At 61.5% G+C, this 19,768-nt stretch carries 19 protein-coding genes and 1 tRNA gene; all 20 read right to left on the minus strand.

Annotation, left to right across the window (positions count from 1 at the left end; all coding sequences use genetic code 11):
- Positions 1 to 80: 80 nt before the first annotated feature.
- Positions 81 to 383: a DUF2818 family protein gene (locus J2W49_RS24660; protein WP_310322294.1), complete on the minus strand. Its 303-nt coding sequence runs from the start codon at positions 381 to 383 to the stop codon at positions 81 to 83.
- A gap of 57 nt (positions 384 to 440) precedes the next feature.
- Complete coding sequence (gene nuoN, locus J2W49_RS24665) at positions 441 to 1,937, minus strand: NADH-quinone oxidoreductase subunit NuoN (RefSeq protein ID WP_310322296.1); 1,497 nt, start codon at positions 1,935 to 1,937, stop codon at positions 441 to 443.
- Between the two features lie 35 nt (positions 1,938 to 1,972).
- Positions 1,973 to 3,448 carry an NADH-quinone oxidoreductase subunit M gene (locus J2W49_RS24670; RefSeq protein WP_310322298.1) on the minus strand — a complete coding sequence of 492 codons (1,476 nt, stop codon included), beginning with the start codon at positions 3,446 to 3,448 and terminating at the stop codon, positions 1,973 to 1,975.
- Between the two features lie 13 nt (positions 3,449 to 3,461).
- Positions 3,462 to 5,486, minus strand: coding sequence for an NADH-quinone oxidoreductase subunit L (gene nuoL, locus J2W49_RS24675; RefSeq protein WP_310322301.1), 2,025 nt, complete (start codon positions 5,484 to 5,486; stop codon positions 3,462 to 3,464).
- Positions 5,487 to 5,514: 28 nt separating this feature from the next.
- A complete protein-coding gene (gene nuoK, locus J2W49_RS24680; protein WP_310322304.1) occupies positions 5,515 to 5,823 on the minus strand; it encodes an NADH-quinone oxidoreductase subunit NuoK in 309 nt (102 codons plus the stop codon).
- A complete protein-coding gene (locus J2W49_RS24685; protein WP_310322306.1) occupies positions 5,820 to 6,476 on the minus strand; it encodes an NADH-quinone oxidoreductase subunit J in 657 nt (218 codons plus the stop codon). The genes nuoK and J2W49_RS24685 overlap by 4 nt, the downstream gene beginning before the upstream one ends.
- Before the next feature lie 58 nt (positions 6,477 to 6,534).
- Positions 6,535 to 7,071, minus strand: a complete 537-nt coding sequence (nuoI, locus tag J2W49_RS24690) for an NADH-quinone oxidoreductase subunit NuoI (protein ID WP_310322309.1) — start codon at positions 7,069 to 7,071, stop codon at positions 6,535 to 6,537.
- A 14-nt stretch (positions 7,072 to 7,085) separates the two neighbouring features.
- Positions 7,086 to 8,168: an NADH-quinone oxidoreductase subunit NuoH gene (nuoH, locus tag J2W49_RS24695; RefSeq protein ID WP_310322310.1), complete on the minus strand. Its 1,083-nt coding sequence runs from the start codon at positions 8,166 to 8,168 to the stop codon at positions 7,086 to 7,088.
- The gene (gene nuoG, locus J2W49_RS24700) at positions 8,165 to 10,303 is read right to left on the minus strand and encodes an NADH-quinone oxidoreductase subunit NuoG (protein ID WP_310322311.1); all 2,139 of its coding nucleotides are present in this window, start codon (positions 10,301 to 10,303) and stop codon (positions 8,165 to 8,167) included. Before nuoG ends, nuoH begins: the two co-directional genes overlap by 4 nt.
- Positions 10,304 to 10,323: 20 nt before the next feature.
- Positions 10,324 to 11,685, minus strand: coding sequence for an NADH-quinone oxidoreductase subunit NuoF (nuoF, locus tag J2W49_RS24705; protein WP_310322312.1), 1,362 nt, complete (start codon positions 11,683 to 11,685; stop codon positions 10,324 to 10,326).
- Positions 11,682 to 12,206 (minus strand): NADH-quinone oxidoreductase subunit NuoE, encoded by a 525-nt coding sequence (gene nuoE / locus J2W49_RS24710; protein WP_405001085.1) that lies wholly within the window; start codon positions 12,204 to 12,206, stop codon positions 11,682 to 11,684. The genes nuoF and nuoE overlap by 4 nt, the downstream gene beginning before the upstream one ends.
- A complete protein-coding gene (locus J2W49_RS24715) occupies positions 12,203 to 13,456 on the minus strand; it encodes an NADH-quinone oxidoreductase subunit D (RefSeq protein WP_310322399.1) in 1,254 nt (417 codons plus the stop codon). Before J2W49_RS24715 ends, nuoE begins: the two co-directional genes overlap by 4 nt.
- A gap of 1 nt (position 13,457) precedes the next feature.
- Positions 13,458 to 14,066 carry an NADH-quinone oxidoreductase subunit C gene (locus tag J2W49_RS24720; protein WP_310322314.1) on the minus strand — a complete coding sequence of 203 codons (609 nt, stop codon included), beginning with the start codon at positions 14,064 to 14,066 and terminating at the stop codon, positions 13,458 to 13,460.
- Positions 14,067 to 14,105: 39 nt separating this feature from the next.
- On the minus strand, positions 14,106 to 14,585 hold the full coding sequence (locus J2W49_RS24725; protein ID WP_304841957.1) for a NuoB/complex I 20 kDa subunit family protein: 480 nt from the start codon (positions 14,583 to 14,585) through the stop codon (positions 14,106 to 14,108).
- A 36-nt stretch (positions 14,586 to 14,621) separates the two neighbouring features.
- Positions 14,622 to 14,981, minus strand: coding sequence for an NADH-quinone oxidoreductase subunit A (locus tag J2W49_RS24730; RefSeq protein WP_304911539.1), 360 nt, complete (start codon positions 14,979 to 14,981; stop codon positions 14,622 to 14,624).
- 47 nt (positions 14,982 to 15,028) lie between these two features.
- Positions 15,029 to 15,113, minus strand: a tRNA-Leu gene (locus J2W49_RS24735).
- A 190-nt stretch (positions 15,114 to 15,303) separates the two neighbouring features.
- Entirely contained in the window at positions 15,304 to 15,717 is a 414-nt protein-coding gene (secG, locus tag J2W49_RS24740) for a preprotein translocase subunit SecG (RefSeq protein WP_310322319.1), read from the minus strand.
- Between the two features lie 52 nt (positions 15,718 to 15,769).
- Positions 15,770 to 16,516, minus strand: coding sequence for a triose-phosphate isomerase (tpiA, locus tag J2W49_RS24745; RefSeq protein ID WP_310322322.1), 747 nt, complete (start codon positions 16,514 to 16,516; stop codon positions 15,770 to 15,772).
- Positions 16,517 to 16,547: 31 nt separating this feature from the next.
- On the minus strand, positions 16,548 to 17,537 hold the full coding sequence (locus tag J2W49_RS24750; protein WP_310322400.1) for an NAD(P)H-quinone oxidoreductase: 990 nt from the start codon (positions 17,535 to 17,537) through the stop codon (positions 16,548 to 16,550).
- Between the two features lie 18 nt (positions 17,538 to 17,555).
- The gene (gene pnp, locus J2W49_RS24755) at positions 17,556 to 19,685 is read right to left on the minus strand and encodes a polyribonucleotide nucleotidyltransferase (protein WP_310322325.1); all 2,130 of its coding nucleotides are present in this window, start codon (positions 19,683 to 19,685) and stop codon (positions 17,556 to 17,558) included.
- Positions 19,686 to 19,768: the final 83 nt, after the last annotated feature.

Genomic DNA, 19,768 nt, shown 5'->3' on the forward strand with positions numbered 1-19,768 from the left:
AGAGATACCGTGGAACCGGCTTCGCCGGGCCACTGGTATCGCCCCCTTGAGGGGGTGGCGCGAAGCGACGCGGGGATGCCTCATGTTCTCCGCTTGAACAAGTAGCGGTACACAAACCCGGGGAAGGCAAGCGTCAGAAACAAGGCGCCAGTGGTGGCATAAAACTGCCAGCGCTGCGGATAGATCTGTCCGGCGTATTGCTCAAGCGCCAGGCCCAGGGCACCCACCAACAAGTAGCACACAACCAGTTCGGCTGCCCGCATGCCCAGGGTTTTGGGGTTGGCACGCGGAACAATGGCCAGCCAACGGTCATTCAGGAACGGCAGGTTCGCCGCCACCAGTGCTGCAAGCAGCACCAGCCAGATGGAGACATCTTGGGTCATGTTGTGGCGTTCGATGGCACTGCACGCAATGAGTTCACCGCCAGGCGGTGAACAGCATCAGGCGAAGAGCGCGGAGACCGCCTGCGCACACAGGGTCATGAGCCCACCGGGCACGATGCCCAGCAGGAGCACCAGGGCCCCATTGAGCGAGAGCACGGAACGGGCGTCTGCGCCCGCCACGATGTCGGCGGTCTGCGTGGGTTCGTCGAAGTACATCACCTTGACGAGTCGCAGGTAATAGAAGGCCCCGATCAGCGACATCAGCACCGCGAACACCGCAAGACCGATGTAGAAAGGACCGCTGGACGCCAGCAGCGCCTGCAGCACCGAGAGCTTGGCGTAGAAGCCCACCAGTGGCGGCACGCCAGCCAGCGAGAACATGCAGATGGCCATGACGCCGGCATACAGCGGACTGCGCTGGTTCAGACCCGCCAGATCGTTGATGTTCTCCGACTCGAATCCGCTGCGTGACAGCAGCAGGATCACGCCGAAGGTGCCCAGCGTGGTCAGCACATAGGTCACCACATAAAACATGGACGACGCGTAGGCGTTGGCCATGTTGCCGCTGTCGCCGTCCAGGATGCCGGCCAGCAGGCCCAGCAACATGAACCCCATCTGGGCGATGGTGGAGAAAGCCAGCATGCGCTTGAGGTTGGTCTGCGCAATCGCTGCGAGGTTGCCCACCAGCAGCGAGGCCACCGACAGCACGGCCAGCATCTGCTGCCAGTCGAAAGCCAGCGGCTGCAGCCCTTCGACCAGCAGACGGATCACGATCGCAAAGGCGGCGAGCTTGGGTGCACCACCGATCATCAGCGTGATCGCGGTGGGTGCACCGTGATAGACGTCGGGCACCCACATGTGGAACGGCACCACGCCGAGTTTGAAGGCCAGGCCCGCCACCACAAACACCAGACCCAGCACCAGCACCTGGCTCGATCCCTTGAGCGTGGCCTCGCCTCCGGCAATGGCCTCCAGGACCGCCGCCAGGTCGAGTGAGCCGGTCGCGCCGTACACCATGGACAGGCCATACAGCAGAAAACCGCTGGCCAGTGCGCCAAGCACAAAGTACTTCATGGCCGCTTCCGTGGCCTGCGCGTCATCGCGCCGCAGGGCCACCAGCGCATAGCTGGACAGCGTCAGCAATTCCAGCCCCAGGTAGATCACCAGGAAGTTGTGACCCGAGATCATGACGAACATGCCCAGCAGAGCAAACAGTGCCAGTGTGAACAGCTCGCCGCCGCGCAGCATGTCACGAGCACCTGCGTAGGCACGGCCATACACCAGGGTGACCATCACGGCCAGTGCCGCGAAACATTTGAGCCAGTTGCCCATGGGGTCGCTGACCACCATGCCGCCCCACCCCATGATGGTCGTGCCTGTGCTGGCGTAGTAGCCTTGCAGCGCCGCCACCACCGCCAGGGTCGCCATGGTCAACACATAGGTAGCGCCCCGGAGCGGGCTTTTGACGGCGAGATCCAGCAATGCGATCACGCAGGCCATCACCAGCAACAGGATTTCAGGGTAAGCCGCGACCCAGCTGAGGTTGTCAATCATGTAAGCGCTCTCTTGCATTTTTGCTGGTCACGGAATCAGTTCAGTTTGGAGATGGCCACGTGGCGCAGCAGTTCGGCGACCGAAGCGTCCATCACATCCGTGAAGGGCTTGGGGTACACGCCCATGACCAGCACGGCGATGGCCAACACCGCCATGACAAGGAATTCGCGCGCGTTGATGTCGGTCAGGCCTTTGACGTTGTCATTGGCCGGCGCTCCCAGGTACACCCGCTTGAACATCCACAGCGAATAGGCCGCGCCGAAGATCAAGGCCGTCGCGGCGCCCATGCCGATCCAGAAGTTGGCTTTGACGGCAGACAGGATCACCATCCACTCGCCCACAAAACCGGCCGTGCCCGGTAGGCCGGCATTGGCCATCACGAAAAGCAAGGCGAAGGCGGTGAAATTGGGCATGGTGTTGACCACACCGCCGTAGTCGGCAATTTCGCGCGAGTGCACGCGGTCGTACAGCACGCCGATGGCCAGGAACATGGCGGCCGACACAAAGCCGTGGGCGATCATCTGCACGATGCCACCGGCCATGCCGAGGTCGCTGAACACGAAGAAGCCCAGCGTGACAAAGCCCATGTGCGCCACCGACGAATACGCCACCAGCTTTTTCATGTCCTGCTGCACCATGGCCACCAGACCCACGTAGATCACCGCAATCAGCGACAGCGTGATCATCAGCCAGGCCCACTCTTGCGAAGCATCGGGCAGGATGGGCATGGAGAAGCGCAGGAAGCCGTACGCACCCAGCTTGAGCATGATGGCGGCCAGCACAGCCGATCCACCGGTGGGTGCTTCCACGTGCACGTCGGGCAACCAGGTGTGCACCGGCCACATGGGCACCTTCACCGCAAACGCCGCAAAGAAAGCAAAGAACAGCAGCGTCTGTGCCGTGCTGCCCAGCGGCAGCTGGTACCAGTCGGCCAATGCGAAACTGCCCGCCGATTCCGTGTAGAGGTAGATGAGCGCCACCAGCATCAGCAGGGAGCCGAGCAAGGTGTAGAGAAAGAACTTGAAAGCGGCGTAGATCTTGTTGGGACCACCCCAGATACCGATGATCAGGTACATCGGAATCAAGGTGGCTTCAAAGAACACATAGAACAGCATGGCGTCCTGTGCACTGAAGACACCGATCATGAGGCCCGAGAGGATCAGGAACGCACCCATGTACTGGTTCACGCGCTGCGTGATGGCTTCCCAGCTCGCGACCACTACGACCACGTTGATGAAGGCGGTCAGCAACACCAGCCAGAGCGAGATGCCATCCACGCCCAGGTGGTAGTGCACATTGAATCGCTCGATCCACGCGGCTTTTTCCACAAACTGCATGCTCGCCGTGCCCAGCTCGAAGCCGGTGTAGAGCGGCACGGTCACGGCCAGTCCGGCGATGGCGCCCACCAGTGCGATCCAGCGCACCATGTGTGCCTGATCGTCACGGCCAAATGCCAGCAGCACGACGCCGAAGAAAACCGGCGTCCAGATCGCAAGGCTCAGCAAACCCATCTTGTTCTTCCTCTTATTTGGCGAGCCACACGAAATACGTCATGAACAGCAACACGCCCACGATCATCACCAGCGCGTAGTGGTACAGGTAGCCGGTCTGCACGCGACGCACCACGGACGACACCAGACCCACCAGCTTCCAGCTGGCATTGACCACTCCACCCTCGATGACCCCTCTGTCACCACCCTGCCACAGCCCGCGCCCAAGCCCGCGTGCCGCACGCGCCAGCACGTTCTCGTTGAACCAGTCCATGTAGTACTTGTTCTCGAGAATCGTGACCAGAGGGCGCAATGCGCGCCCGATGGCGACCGGCAGCGCCGGGTTCACCAAGTACATGTACCAGGCGGATATAGCGCCGGCCAGTGCAAGGTACAGCGGTGGGGTGAAGAAAGCGTGGCTGACCATGGCCAGCGGACCCTGGAAGATCTCGCCGAACTTGACCATCGCCGGGTGGATTTCGGTGTTGATGTAGATCGCATCGGCAAAGAAGTCACCAAACACCATCGGCTGGATCGTCATGTAGCCAATCACCACCGACGGAATGGCCAGCAGGAGCAAGGGCACCGTGACCACCCAGGGCGATTCGTGCGGTTTGCCGTCGCCGTGTCCATGGTCGTCGTGGTGACCGTGGTCGTCATGGTGAGCGTCCGGGTTCTGGTCGTAGCGCTCCTTGCCATGGAAGACCAGGAAGTACAGACGGAACGAATAGAAGGACGTGACAAACACACCAGCCAGCACGGCGAAATAGGCAAAGCCCGAGGCAGGCAGCGCGCTGAAGTGCACCGCCTCGATGATGCTGTCCTTGGAGTAGAAGCCCGCAAAAAATGGCGTGCCGATCAGGGCGAGCGTGCCCAGCAATGAGGTGATCCAGGTGATGGGCATGTACTTGCGCAAGCCACCCATCCAGCGGATGTCCTGGTTGTGGTGCATGCCGATGATCACCGAGCCTGCAGCCAGGAACAGCAGCGCCTTGAAGAAGGCGTGTGTCATCAGGTGGAACACCGCCACGGAGTAGGCGGAAGCACCCAGCGCCACGGTCATGTAGCCCAACTGCGACAGCGTGGAATACGCCACCACGCGCTTGATGTCGTTCTGGATGATGCCCAGGAAGCCCATGAACAGCGCGGTGATGGCCCCGATCACCATGATGAAGTTCAGTGCCGCGTCCGAAAGTTCGAACACCGGGGACATGCGGGCCACCATGAAGATGCCTGCCGTGACCATGGTGGCCGCGTGGATCAGTGCCGAAATGGGGGTGGGGCCTTCCATGGAGTCGGGCAGCCACACGTGCAGGGGGAACTGCGCCGATTTGCCCATGGCGCCGATGAACAGGCACACACCGATCACGGTGACCAGCAGCCACTCCGTGCCCGGGAACAGAACGGCGCTGAGCTCTGGGGCCCTCGTGAAGATCTCCGTGTAGTTCAGCGTGCCGGTGTAGGCCACGATCAGGCCGATGCCGAGAATGAAGCCGAAGTCACCCACCCGGTTGACCAGGAAGGCCTTCATGTTGGCGAAAATGGCCGTGGGTTTGTTGAACCAGAACCCGATCAGCAGGTAGGACACCAGACCCACCGCCTCCCAGCCAAAGAAAAGCTGCAGCAGGTTGTTGCTCATCACCAGCATCAGCATGGAGAAGGTGAAGAGCGAGATGTAGGCAAAGAAGCGGTTGTAGCCGGCGTCTTCTTCCATGTAGCCGATGGTGTAGATGTGCACCATGAGCGAGACGAAGGTCACCACGCACATCATCATGGCGGTCAGACCGTCCACCATGAAGCCGATTTCCATCTTCAGACCACCCACCACCATCCATTCGTAGATGGTCTGATTGAAGCGGGCACCGCCGATCACGTCCTTGAGCGTCATCGCCGACAGGATGAAGGCCAGCAGCACGCCCAGGATGGTGAAAGTGTGCGAGGCGCGACGACCGATCACGTTGCCGCCGAAGGTGGTGCCCAGGATGCCGGCCAGAGCGGCACCCACCAGGGGAGCGAGCGGGACGGCCAGCAGCGTGCTTGCAGAGAGGGTGGAGCTCATCGTTTTCGTGTCTCTTCTGGATCGGGCTTCAACCCTTGAGGGTGTTGATTTCTTCGACGCTGATGGACGACTTGTTGCGGAACAGCAGCATCAGGATCGCCAGACCAATGGCCGATTCGGCAGCGGCCACCGTCAGGATGAAGAACACAAAGACCTGGCCGTGCATGTCACCCAGGAAATGCGAGAACGCCACGAAGTTCATGTTCACGGCGAGCAGCATCAGCTCGATCGCCATGAGCAGCACGATGAGGTTCTTGCGGTTCAGGAAAATGCCGATCACCGACAGGGTGAACAGGATCGCACCGACAGAAAGAAAATGTCCCAGCGTGAGGCTCATGCCTTGCCCTCCTCGGTGGCGGCTGCGTCTGAGGCAGGCGCCTGTTTTTGGGTGGCGGCCATAGGCAGCACCACCAGGCGGTCGCTGGCGCGCACATGCACCTGCAGACCGGGGTTGATGGCCTTGCTGTCCTTGCGCTGGCGCAGGGTCAGCGCAATGGCTGCGATCATGGCCACGAGCAGAATCACTGCAGCCACTTCAATCGGATACAGGTACTCGCTGTAGAGCAACAGTCCCAGTTCACGCGTATTGGAATAGCCGGCAGCGTTGACACCCACACCGGCGGCATCCGGGCTGGCGGACACGGAAGGAAAACCGGCCCAGAGCACAGCAATGAGTTCGGCAGCGACCAGGGCACTCAAAATCGCGGCGAGCGGAAAGTGTTTCCAGAAACCCTGACGCACCGAGTCCATGTTGATGTCGAGCATCATCACGACGAAAAGGAACAGCACCATCACCGCCCCAAGGTAGACAAGCACCAGCGTGATGCCCAGAAACTCGGCCTTGAGCAACAGCCAGAGCGCAGCCGCCTGCGAAAAGGCCAGCATCAGGAACAGCACCGCGTGCACGGGATTGCGGGCAGTGATCACGCGGAAGGCTGCAAAAAGCAGCACGGCCGCGAACAGATAAAAGAAGCCGGTCTGGTAGTCCATGGAGGGGGTCTGGCTGGATGCGTTGGGCGATTTCGCGGGGTGTGGTATCGCTGAACGATCAACGGTATCTGGCGTCTGCGGCCTTGGCTGCAGCGATCTCCGGCTCGTATCGGTCGCCGACGGCCAGCAGCATCTCTTTGGTGAAGTAGAGGTCGCCCCGCTTTTCACCGTGGTATTCGAGAATGTGGGTCTCCACGATCGCATCCACCGGGCAGGCTTCTTCGCAGAAGCCGCAGAAGATGCACTTGGTCAGATCAATGTCGTAGCGCGTGGTGCGGCGGGTGCCATCTTCGCGCTGGTCGGATTCGATGGTGATGGCCACGGCCGGGCAAACGGCCTCACACAGCTTGCAGGCAATGCAGCGTTCCTCGCCGTTTTCATAGCGGCGCTGGGCGTGCAAGCCTCGAAAGCGTGGCGACAACGGTGTCTTCTCTTCCGGAAACTGCACCGTGACCTTGCGGCGCAAGGCATATCGCCCGGTCAGGGCCATGCCCTTGACCAGTTCAACCAGCAAAAAGCTCTTGAAAAAATCCCGGAACGAGAACGGTGCGACAACCGCAGGCGATGCGGCCGTGGTGGCGGTAGAAATGGACATATCGATCGCCCTGCTTATTTCCAGAGATTCCAGGACGTCTGCATCAGGCCGCCAACCAGCAGCAACCAGATGAGGGTCACGGGAATGAAAATCTTCCAGCCCAGACGCATGATCTGGTCGTACCGGAAGCGCGGGAAGGTGGCACGGATCCAGATGAACATGGACACCACCACGAAGGTCTTGAGACCCAGCCAGATCCAGCCGGGCACCCAGTTGAAGACGGCGCTGTCCACCGGTGGCAACCAGCCTCCCAGGAACATCAGCACACCCAGGATGGACACCAGCCACATGCTGGCGTATTCGGCCAGGAAGAAGATGGCAAAGCCCATGCCGGAGTACTCCACCATGTGGCCGGCCACGATTTCTGCCTCACCCTCGACCACGTCGAATGGGTGGCGATTGGTTTCGGCCACGCCGGAGATCAGGTACACCACAAAGATGGGCAGCAGTGGCAGCCAGTTCCACGACAGGAAATTCAGACCCACGTCGGCGGCCATGCCACGCGACTGCGAAGCCACGATTTCGCCCAGGTGCAGACTGCCGGCGGTCATGACCACCACCAGGAAGCAGAAGCCGATGGCGATCTCGTAGCTCACCATCTGGGCCGACGCACGCAGCGCGCCCAGGAAGGCGTACTTGGAGTTGGACGCCCAGCCCGCAATGATCACGCCATACACCTCGATCGAGGTGATGGCCAGAATCACCAACAGCCCCGCATTCACATTGGCCAGAATGGCATCGGGCCCGAAGGGTACCGCCACCCACGCGGCCAGCGCCGGCATGATGGCCATGATGGGGCCCAGGCGAAACAGCCCGTTGCTGGCCGCCGTGGGGCGAATCATTTCCTTGGTCAGCAGCTTGACCGCATCGGCAATTGGCTGCAGCAGACCAAACGGGCCCACACGGTTGGGACCATGGCGCACCTGCATGAAGCCCAGCAGCTTGCGCTCCCAGAGGGTGAGGTAGGCCACGGCGCCCATCAGCGGCGCCAGCACCGCCACGATCTTGATCAGGTTCCACAGCACGGGCCAAGCGGCCGTCGTCCACCAGGGCGCTGCAATCAGTCCCAGACCACCGTTGTACATCGCATCGATCATGCTGCCACCTCTCCCGCCGTGACTTTGCCGTCGCGTCCGTCGGCCGTGCTTTGCAAAGCAGGCGCGCGGCGCACCAGACCATCGAGCTGGTAAATCGAGGCCACGCAAGGAACGCGTGCTGCGGGCGCCAGATCGGGCACCACGTTGCCGGTGTTGTCCAGGTGTGTGGCATCCACAAAGGCACCAGAGGCCACGCCTGGCAATGCCTTGGCGAGCACCGCCTGTGAAGAATCGGCATCAAAGCCGCTCAGCCCCATCAGATTGCCCAGCACCCGCAACACCTTCCATGCAGGCCGGGTCTCACCCAGCGGCTTGACCACGGCATGGAAACTCTGCAGGCGTCCTTCGGCGTTGACGAACGAACCCGACGTCTCGGTGAAGGGCGCGATGGGCAACAGCACATCGCTCACATCGAGGTTGGTCTTGAAGGGGCTCAAGGTGACGACCATCCCCGCCGTCGCCAGGCCTTTTGCCGAAGCGGCTGCGTCGTGAAAGGGTTCGGTGTTCAGCAGCAGCACGGCCTTGAGCGCGCCGCCCAGCATTTGTGAAGCGTTCAGGCCACTGTGCCCGGGCAGGGCGCCCACCAGCTGTGCGCCAACGGTGTTGGCTGCTTCACTCAAGTAACCCACTGCGGCGCCCGTTTGCTGAGCGATCCAGTTGGCCAGCGACAGCAGGCTGGCCGCCTTTTCGTGATGAGCAGCCGCATTGCCCAGCAACACGGCTTTGCGCTCGCCACTCAGCAGCGACTTGGCAATGGCACGGGCTTCATCTCGCACGTCTTCGACACTCACTGGCGCCTGAACGCCCGCTTCAACCGCAACGGCCGCAGCGATACCAGCGAGTTCATTCACCCACTGACGGCTGTCGTTGACGATGCGCTGCGCCACGGGCATGGCCCAATCGGGGGAGTTGTCGTTCAGCAGGTGAACCACACCGCCTTTGCGCGCTGCTTGACGGATGCGCTGGGCGAACAAGGGATGGTCCTTGCGAAGATTCGATCCCACCACCAGCACGCGCTGCAGGCCCGACAAGGCCTCGATGGGCATGCCCAGCCAGCGGGCGTTGCCTGCAGCTGCGTGGTTGTCGAAGTCCGCGTGCCGCAAACGGGAGTCGATGTTTTCCGATCCCAGACCACGCACAAAAGCACCGGCCAGAGCCAGCTCTTCAACCGTGCTGTGGGGACTGGCGATCACACCGATGGCGTCGGCGCCGTGATCGGTCTTGACCTGCTTGAGTCCGTTGGCCACGTACTCCAGGGCCGTCTGCCAGTCCACCGTTTTCCACTCACCGCCCTGCTTCAGCATGGGCGCGGTCAGGCGATCTTCGCTGTTGACAGCTTCGTAAGAGAAGCGATCGCGATCAGCGATCCAGCACTCGTTGACGGCCTCGTTTTCCAGGGGAACCACGCGCATCACCTTGTGGTTTTTCACCTGGATGATGAGGTTGGCACCGGTGGAGTCGTGGGGACTCACGGACTTTCGCCGCGACAATTCCCAGGTGCGCGCCTGATACCGGAAGGGTTTGCTGGTGAGCGCACCGACCGGGCAGATATCGATCATGTTGCCCGAGAGCTCGGAGTCCACCGTGTCGCCGATGAATGTCTCGATCTCGGCGTGTTCGCCGCGATGTGACATGCCGAGTTCCATCACGCCGGCGACTTCCTGGCCAAAGCGCACGCATCGGGTGCAATGGATGCAGCGGCTCATCTCTTCCATCGAGATCAGTGGGCCCACGTCCTTGTGGAACACGACGCGCTTCTCTTCTTCATAGCGCGAGCCCGAGCTGCCATAGCCAACAGCCAGATCCTGCAACTGGCACTCGCCGCCCTGGTCGCAGATGGGGCAATCCAGCGGGTGGTTGATGAGCAGAAACTCCATCACCGACTGCTGGGCCTTGATGGCCTTGTCGCTCTTGGTGCGCACGATCATGCCCTGCGTCACCGGCGTGGCACAGGCGGGCATGGGCTTCGGCGCCTTCTCCACGTCCACCAGACACATGCGGCAATTGGCTGCAATGGACAGCTTCTTGTGATAGCAGAAGTGGGGGATGTAGGTGCCGGCCTTCTCGGCCGCATGCATGACCATGCTGCCTGGCGGTACTTCCACCTTCTTGCCGTCGAGTTCGATTTCAACCATGTTGTTTTCCGATGTCGATGTCAGACCGCTGCCGGAGCCACTGGCTTTGCACCAGCGTCGGCCCGGATCATGGCCTCGAACTCGGGCCTGAAATGCTTGATCATGGCGCGCACCGGCATGGCGGCTGCATCGCCGAGTGCGCAGATGGTGCGGCCCATGATGTTCTCGGCCACGTTGTCCAGCAAGGCCATGTCGGCAGGACGACCTTCGCCCCGATGAATGCGGTCTACCAGACGCCAGAGCCAGCCCGTGCCTTCACGGCAGGGCGTGCACTGCCCGCAGCTCTCGTGCATGTAGAAATAGGACAAGCGCTTCAGGGATTCGACCATGCATCGCGAATCGTCCATCACGATCACCGCGCCAGAGCCCAGCATGGAGCCGGCCTTGGCGATGGAGTCGTAGTCCATCGTGCAGTCCATCATGATGTGCGCCGGCAGCACCGGGGACGAAGAGCCCCCGGGAATCACCGCCTTGAGCTGGCGCCCCTTGCGCACGCCGCCAGCGAGTTCCAGCAACTTAGAGAAGGGCGTGCCCATGGGTACTTCGTAGTTGCCCGGCAATTCCACGTCACCGCTGACCGAATAGATCTTGGTGCCACCGTTGTTGGGCTTGCCACACTCCAGGTAGGCCTGACCACCATTGCGGATGATCCAGGGCACCGCCGCAAACGTCTCGGTGTTGTTGATCGTGGTGGGCTTGCCATAAAGGCCGAAGCTGGCCGGGAACGGCGGCTTGAAGCGGGGCTGGCCCTTCTTGCCTTCCAGCGATTCGAGCAAGGCGGTTTCTTCGCCGCAGATGTAGGCACCAAAGCCATGAAAGGCATGCAGCTGGAAGCTGAAGTCGCTGCCGAGCAGCTTGTCACCCAGGTACCCTGCGGCACGGGCTTCTTCCAGTGCGGCCTCAAAGCGCTCGTACGCCTCGAAGATTTCGCCGTGGATGTAGTTGTAACCCACCGAAATGCCCATGGCATAGGCGGCGATCGCCATGCCTTCGATGACGATGTGCGGGTTGTACAACAGGATGTCGCGGTCTTTGCAGGTACCCGGCTCGCCTTCGTCGGAGTTGCACACCAGGTACTTCTGGCCCGGAAACTGGCGTGGCATGAAGCTCCACTTGAGCCCGGTCGGGAAACCAGCGCCGCCACGTCCGCGCAGCGCAGACTCCTTGACCGTTGCGATGACTTGGTCCTGCGTCAAGCCTTCGCCGCCATCCTGCCCCAGGATCTTCCGCAGGGCCTGGTAGCCACCACGGGCCACGTAGTCCTTGAGCGACCAGTTGCTGCCATCCAGCCCGGCATAGATCTGGGGGTTGATGTGGCGGTCGTGAAAACAGGTTTGCACGCCGGTGGCGCGAAACTGGGAGATCACCTGTTCGGCGTTCATGCCTTGCCCTCCGAAGCGCTCAAGCCTTCGATGAGCTGGTCGAGCTTGTCATGGCTCATGAAGCTGCACATGTGGCGGTCATTGACCAGCATCACGGGTGAATCGGCGCACGCACCCAGACATTCACTTTGCTGCAGGGTGAACATGCCATCGGGCGTCGTTTCGCCCATGGTGATACCCAGCTTCTCTTCCAGGTAGGCCAGGGCCTTGCCGCCATCGCGCAGCTGGCAAGGCAGGTTGGTGCACACGTTGAGCTTGAACTTGCCCACCAGGCGCTGGTTGTACATGTTGTAGAAGGTCGTCACCTCATGCACGGCCATGGGCGCCATGCCCAGGTACTCGGCGATCGCCTTCTCAGCTTCGAGGCTGACGAACCCGTGCTCGTGCTGGGCAATGGCCAGGCAGGCCATGACGGCCGACTGCGCCTGATCCGGCGGGTACTTCGCCACCTCACGCGCGAAACGCTGCAAGGTCTCTTCGGACAGCAAAGGCGACCTCACGGGTTGATGGACGGATGTCATCGGTCAATCTCTCCAAAAACAATGTCCATGGTCCCGATGATGGCGACGGCATCGGCCAGCATGTGGCCTGTGGCCATCTCGTCCATGGCAGACAGGTGCGCAAAGCCGGGCGCACGAATCTTCAGGCGGTAGGGCTTGTTCGCGCCGTCGCTCACCAGGTAGATGCCGAACTCACCCTTGGGGTGCTCCACCGCCGCATAGGCTTCGCCCTCGGGCACATGAAAACCTTCGGTGAAGAGCTTGAAATGGTGGATCAGCTCTTCCATGCTCGACTTCATGGATTCGCGCGAAGGCGGCGCCACCTTGTGGTTGTCGGTGATCACCGGGCCGGGATTCACACGCAGCCAGTCCACGCATTGTTTGATGATGCGGTTGGACTGCTTCATTTCCTCCATGCGCACCAGGTAGCGATCGTAGGTGTCGCCCGTCTTGCCCACAGGAATGTCGAACTGCATGCGGTCGTACACGTCGTACGGCTGCTTCTTTCGCAGGTCCCAGGCAATGCCGGAGCCCCGCAGCATCGGGCCGGTCATGCCCAGGTTGAGCGCGCGCTCGGGCGTGACCACACCGATGCCCACGGTGCGCTGCTTCCAGATGCGGTTGTCGGTGAGCAGCGTGTGGTACTCGGCCAGGTAGGTCGGGAAGCGCTGGGTGAAGTCGTCGATGAAGTCCAGCAGGGAACCCTGGCGGTTGGCGTTCATTTCCGACATGGCACGCGCGTTGCGGATCTTGCTGTGCTGGTACTGCGGCATGCTGTCAGGCAGGTCGCGGTACACGCCGCCCGGGCGGAAGTACGCTGCGTGCATGCGAGCACCAGACACCGCCTCGTACATGTCGAAGAGGTCTTCGCGCTCGCGGAAAGCGTAGATGAGGATGGTGGAACTGCCGCAGTCGTTGCCATGTGAACCCAGCCACATCAGGTGGTTGAGCAGGCGCGTGATTTCGCTGAACATCACGCGGATGTACTGCGCACGGATGGGCACTTCAATGCCCAGGAGCTTCTCGATGGCTAGGCAGTAGGCGTGCTCGTTGCACATCATCGAGACGTAGTCCAGTCGATCCATGTACGGCAGCGACTGGATGAAGGTCTTGTGTTCGGCAAGCTTTTCGGTGGCGCGGTGCAGCAGTCCGATGTGCGGGTCGGCTCGTTGCACGACCTCGCCGTCGAGTTCGAGCACCAGGCGAAGCACGCCGTGAGCAGCGGGATGCTGTGGACCGAAGTTCAGCGTGTAGTTCTTGATTTCGGCCATTTCAGTGCAGGCCTCCGTAGTTGTCTTCACGGATCACACGCGGTGTGACTTCGCGCGGCTCGATGGTGACCGGTTCGTAGATCACCCGCTGGCGCTCGGCGTCGTAGCGCATTTCCACGTGGCCGGAGAGAGGGAAGTCCTTGCGGAACGGATGGCCAATGAAACCGTAGTCGGTGAGGATTCGCCTCAGGTCGTCGTGACCTTCGAAAACGATGCCATAAAGGTCGAATGCTTCGCGCTCGTACCAGTTCGCAGCGGCCCAGATCGATGTGACCGATGACAGAACAGGGAAATCGTCTTCACTGCAGAAAACACGCACGCGAACGCGATGGTTGTGCGTGACCGAAAGCAGGTGCACAACCGCTGCAAAGCGGGGACCTTCCCAGCGACCATCGCCGTAGGTGGAATAGTCCATGCCGCACAGATCGATCAACTGCTCGAAACGGAGCGCCGGCGCATCGCGCAGCTGCTGCATCACCGACAGGTATTCGGCAGCATCCACGGTGAGCGTCAGCTCTTCGCGCTCCACGTGAATGGCCTGGGCGCGCTCGCCCAGAGCCTCGGCCAGTACAGCCTTCAACATTTCCGGATTTACAGCAATCTCGCTCATGAAAACCGTCTTTCTTGGACAGGGCCGTTGCAACGGCGCTCAGGCACGCGCAATGGTGTTGGTGCGACGGATCTTCTGTTGCAACTGAATGATGCCGTAGAGCAGCGCTTCCGCCGTCGGAGGGCACCCGGGCACATAGACGTCGACCGGAACGATGCGGTCGCAGCCGCGCACCACGGAATAGCTGTAGTGGTAATAGCCACCGCCATTGGCACAGGAACCCATGGACAGCACCCAGCGTGGCTCGGCCATCTGGTCGTACACCTTGCGCAAGGCGGGCGCCATCTTGTTGCACAGCGTGCCGGCCACGATCATCAGATCGGATTGGCGCGGACTGGCCCGAAACACCTCGGAACCAAATCGCCCGATGTCGTAGCGCGCCGCGGCCGCGTGCATCATTTCCACCGCACAGCAGGCCAGACCAAAGGTCATGGGCCACAACGAGCCGGTCTTGGCCCAGTTCACCACCGAGTCGTAGCTGGTGGTGACAAAACCTTCCTTGAATACGCCTTCAATCATGTACCGCTCCGAAGCTTTGACCCGTCTTGTTCACACTCATTCCCAATCCAGTGCACCCTTCTTCCACTCGTAGGCGAAACCCACCGTCAAAATGGCAAGAAAGACCACACCCGCCAAGAAGCCGGTCATGCCGATGTCCGAAAAGGCCACCGCCCAAGGAATCAGAAAAGCAATCTCGAGGTCGAACAGAATGAAGAGAATCGCTACCAGGTAGTAGCGCACGTCAAACTTCATGCGGGCGTCTTCGAAAGCCTCGAAGCCGCACTCATAGGGGGAGTTTTTTTCTGCATCTGGCCGATTGGGGCCAAGGATGTAACCCAGGACCTGGGGAATGATCCCAATGGCAATGCCGACCAGTATGAAGAGAAGCACGGGGAGGTACTGATCGAGACTCATCTTGGGTATGTCCACTGACATGGCTGGGCGCCATGTTTGCCTAAGATTGGTGCCGACGGCGAGACTCGAACTCGCACAGCTTTCGCCACTACCCCCTCAAGATAGCGTGTCTACCAATTTCACCACGTCGGCTGGGTCTGCATTGCTGGCGCACGAGGAAACGTGTGCGCCTTGCTGACAACTCATAGAGTTTACCCTGAAACACCCCCTCTTTTTGGGAGGTGCCGGGCTTTTTAACTCGATGGGTGCGCCACTTGCAGCGTGACCGCAAGGGCTGTGAAGGACCTCACATCACGCAAGGTCCGTACCTTGAAGGCCCTGCTTATTTGCCCGGGATCTGTGCGGCGCCCGCATCGGGAGCAGCGGCTGGACTGGCAGGGGCTGCGGGAGCGGGAACATCGCTCGCAGGTGGCGCATCACCCACGCCTGGAATCTGCTGCGATGGCACCACGACGCCTTCGAGCACACTGCCCGAACTTGTTGGCGCCTCGCGCAGATTGCCGAAGTACGCCAACCCCAGGGTACAGATCAGAAACACGGCAGCCAGCACGCCGGTGGACCGCGACAGGAAGTTCGCACCACCCGAAGCACCAAAGAGGCTGGCCGATCCCGCACCACCGCCGCCGAAGGCCGCACCGGCGTCAGCACCTTTGCCATGTTGCATCAGGATCAATCCGATCATGACCAGGGCCGACAAGATCTGCACCGTCAAAAGAATGGTCAACACTACGTTCATCTTCAACTCCAGAAACTGTGCGCCACCAACGGAAGCGCAGGGAATAAGGGCTTCAGCGGGCGGCCGCTGCAATACTCAAAAAATCGGGCGCCTTGAGAGAAGCACCACCAATCAGACCACCGTCGATATCGGGTTGCGACAGCAGGCTCGCGGCATTGGAAGCATTCATGCTGCCGCCATAAAGAATCCGCACCCGCTCAGGATGCTCGGTAGCGGCAGCCAGTTGGGTGCGCAGCACCGAATGCACATGCTGCGCCTGCTCAGGTGAAGCGGTCTTGCCGGTGCCAATGGCCCAGACGGGTTCGTAGGCGACCACAATTTCGCTGGTGCAATGTGCAACCGTATGGATGACCGCTGCCAGCTGGCGCTTGACCACCTCTTCGGTATGCCCCTCTTCCCGCTCAGCCAGCGTTTCGCCCACACAGACAATCGGCGTGATACCCGCAGCCAGCGCCCGCTGGGCCTTGGTGGCGACCAGCGCATCGGTTTCACCGTGGTACTGGCGACGCTCCGAATGACCGACGATGGCGTAGCGGCAGCCAAAATCCTGCAGCATGGCGGCGCTCACCTCGCCGGTGTAGGCACCCTGTTCATGCGCGGACACGTCCTGCGCGCCCAGGGCGAGCTTCGCACCTTTGAGCAAATGCTGCAGCTGGGCAAGATAGGGCGCCGGCACACACAGAGCCAGATCGGCCACGGGCTCTTCCGAGCCCATCCCGCTGAGCATGGCGCTCACCAGCGCTTCGTTCGCGACCAGTGAGCCATTCATTTTCCAGTTGCCTGCAATGAGTTTTTTCATTTGGAATGCTCCACAGCAAAGTCACGTCCGCTCAGGACCATGACAGCACCAGTTTGCCGATGTGACGATTCGACTCCATCAGTTCGTGGGCGGCTGCCGCTTGTTCTGCTGGAAACACCTGGTGAATCACCGGTTTGATCGCGCCGCTGGACAGCAACGGCCACACCCGCTCACGAAGCGAGCGGGCAATGGCCGCCTTGAAAGCCACAGGGCGTGGGCGCAAGGTGGAGCCCGTGATGGTCAGGCGACGCCGCAGCACCATGCCGGCGTTGATCTCTGCCTTCACGCCACCCTGCACCGCAATGATCACCAGACGACCGTCTTCGGCCAGGCAATCGAGTTCGCGCGCCACGTAAGCGCCCGCCACCATGTCCAGCACCACGTTGACACCCTGACCATCGGTGAGGTCGGCCACGGCACGAACGAAGTCCTGCGTCTTGTAGTTGATGGCGTGATCGGCGCCGAGCACCAGGCAAGCCGCGCATTTTTCGTCGCTGCCGGCGGTGGTAATCACGCGCGCGCCCAGTGCCTTGGCAATCTGGATGACCGTGACACCAATGCCGCTGGTGCCGCCCTGAACCAACAGTGTCTCACCGGCCTGAAGCCGGGCCCGATCAAACACGTTGCTCCAGACCGTGAAGAAAGTCTCCGGCAGTGAGGCCGCTGCGGTATCGTCCAGCCCCTCCGGCACGGGCAGGCACTGCTCGACCGGTGCCACGCAATAGGCCGCATAACCACCACCAGCCACCAGGGCACAGACCCGGTCACCCACCTTGAACCCGGCCGAGGCCATCGCAGCCTCGTCGCCGGACTCGATCACACCGGCCACTTCCAGACCCGGAATATCGGAGGCGCCCGGCGGCACCGGGTAATTGCCGGTGCGCTGCAGCACATCAGGGCGGTTCACGCCCGACGCGCTCACGCGAATCAGCACCTCGCCCACCGCAGGCACCGGCATGGGCCGCTCGGCCATGCGCAACACCTCGGGTGCACCGTATGCACTGATCTCGACGGCTTTCATACCTGCCATTGTCATGAATCAGGACTGAGGCTGCTGCTGCGGGGTTTCGCCCACGCTGCGCTCGGCCAGTGCCTTCATCGACAATTTCACGCGACCTTTTTCGTCGGTCTCCAGCACTTTGACGCGAACGATCTGGCCTTCGGTCAGATAGTCGGTCACCTTTTCCACGCGCTCGTGGGCGATCTGGCTGATGTGCAGCAAGCCGTCCTTGCCGGGCAGCAGATTGATGAGCGCGCCGAAGTCGAGAATCTTGGTGACTGGGCCTTCGTAGACCTTGCCGATTTCCACTTCTGCGGTGATCTGCTCGATGCGGCGCTTGGCTTCGTCCGCCTTGGCGCTGTCTGCGGATGCGATGGTGATGGTGCCGTCTTCGTCGATGTTGATCTGGCAGCCGGTCTCTTCGGTCAGTGCGCGGATGACGGCGCCGCCCTTGCCGATCACGTCACGGATCTTCTCGGGGTTGATCTTCATGGTGAACAGCTTGGGTGCGAAGCTGCTCACTTCTGTCTTGGCTTCGCCCATGGCTTCCTGCATCTTGCCCAGGATGTGCATGCGGGCTTCCTTGGCCTGGGCCAGCGCCACCTGCATGATTTCCTTGGTGATGCCCTGGATCTTGATGTCCATCTGCAGGGCCGAGATGCCGTTGGTGGTACCGGCGACCTTGAAGTCCATGTCGCCCAGGTGATCTTCGTCACCCAGGATGTCGGTCAGCACGGCGAAGCGGTTGCCTTCCTTGATCAGACCCATGGCGATACCGGCCACGTGGGCCTTCATGGGCACACCCGCATCCATCAGGGCCAGGCAGCCGCCGCAAACCGAAGCCATGGAAGACGAACCGTTGGACTCAGTGATTTCCGAAACCACACGCATGGTGTAAGGGAAGTCTTCCTTGCTGGGCAGTGCGGCGATCAGCGCGCGCTTGGCCAGGCGGCCGTGGCCGATCTCGCGGCGCTTGGGCGTGCCGAAACGGCCGGCCTCACCGGTGGCGAAGGGAGGCATGTTGTAGTGCAACATGAAGTTGTCCTGGAAATCGCCAGCCAGCGCGTCGATACGCTGCGCGTCACGGTCGGTACCCAGCGTGGCCACCACCAGCGCCTGGGTTTCACCCCGCGTAAACAGGGCCGAGCCGTGGGTGCGGGGCAACACGCCGTTGCGGATTTCGATGGCGCGCACGGTACGCGTGTCGCGACCATCGATGCGGGGTTCGCCAGCCAGAATCTGGCCACGCACAATCTTGGCTTCGATCTCGAACAGCAGGGATTCGATGGCCACGCTGTCAAAGGCCACGCCCTCGGCCTTCAGGGCAGCGAACACGTCGGCATAGGCAGCGCGGCAGGCCTGGGTGCGGGCCTGTTTGTTGCGGATCTGGTAGGCGGCTTCGAGCTTGGCCTTGGCCAGTTCGTCGATCTTGGCGATCAGCGGCTCGTCCTTGGCAGGCGGCTGCCAGTCCCATGCCGGCTTGCCAGCGTCACGCACCAGCTCGTTGATGGCGGCGATGGCGATGTTGCCTTGCTCGTGGCCGAACACCACGGCGCCCAGCATGATTTCTTCAGACAGCTGGTCGGCTTCGGACTCCACCATCAGCACGGCCGCTTCGGTGCCGGCGACCACCAGGTCGAGCTTGCTGTCTTTCAGCTGGGTCTGGCCCGGGTTGAGCACGTATTCACCATTCACATAGCCCACGCGGGCGGCGCCAATGGGGCCGTTGAATGGGATGCCGCTGACGGACAGCGCGGCCGAGGTGGCGATCATCGCAGCAATGTCGGCCTGCACTTCGGGGTTCAGGCTTACCACGTGCACAATCACCTGGACTTCGTTGTAGAAGCCTTCGGGGAACAGGGGACGGATGGGGCGGTCGATCAGGCGGCAGGTCAGCGTTTCGAGCTCGCTGGGGCGGCCTTCGCGCTTGAAGAAGCTGCCGGGAATCTTGCCGGCGGCGTACGACTTCTCGGTGTAATCCACCGTCAGGGGGAAGAAGTCCTGGCCGGCCTTGGCTTCGGTCTTGGCGACCACGGTGGCGAGCACCACGGTGTCGTCGATGTTGACCAGCACGGCGCCGGTGGCCTGGCGCGCGATTTCGCCGGTTTCCATGGTGACCTTGTGCGGCCCCCACTGGAAGCTCTTCGTAACTTTGTTGAACATGGTCATGGTTATCTCCTGGATTGATTTCCGTCACCAGACGGAAAACGACACGTGCAGATGGACTGCACAAAACCCGGAAACATCAATCC

This window comes from Hydrogenophaga palleronii, assembly GCF_031457455.1.
GTDB lineage: Bacteria > Pseudomonadota > Gammaproteobacteria > Burkholderiales > Burkholderiaceae_C > Hydrogenophaga > Hydrogenophaga palleronii_A.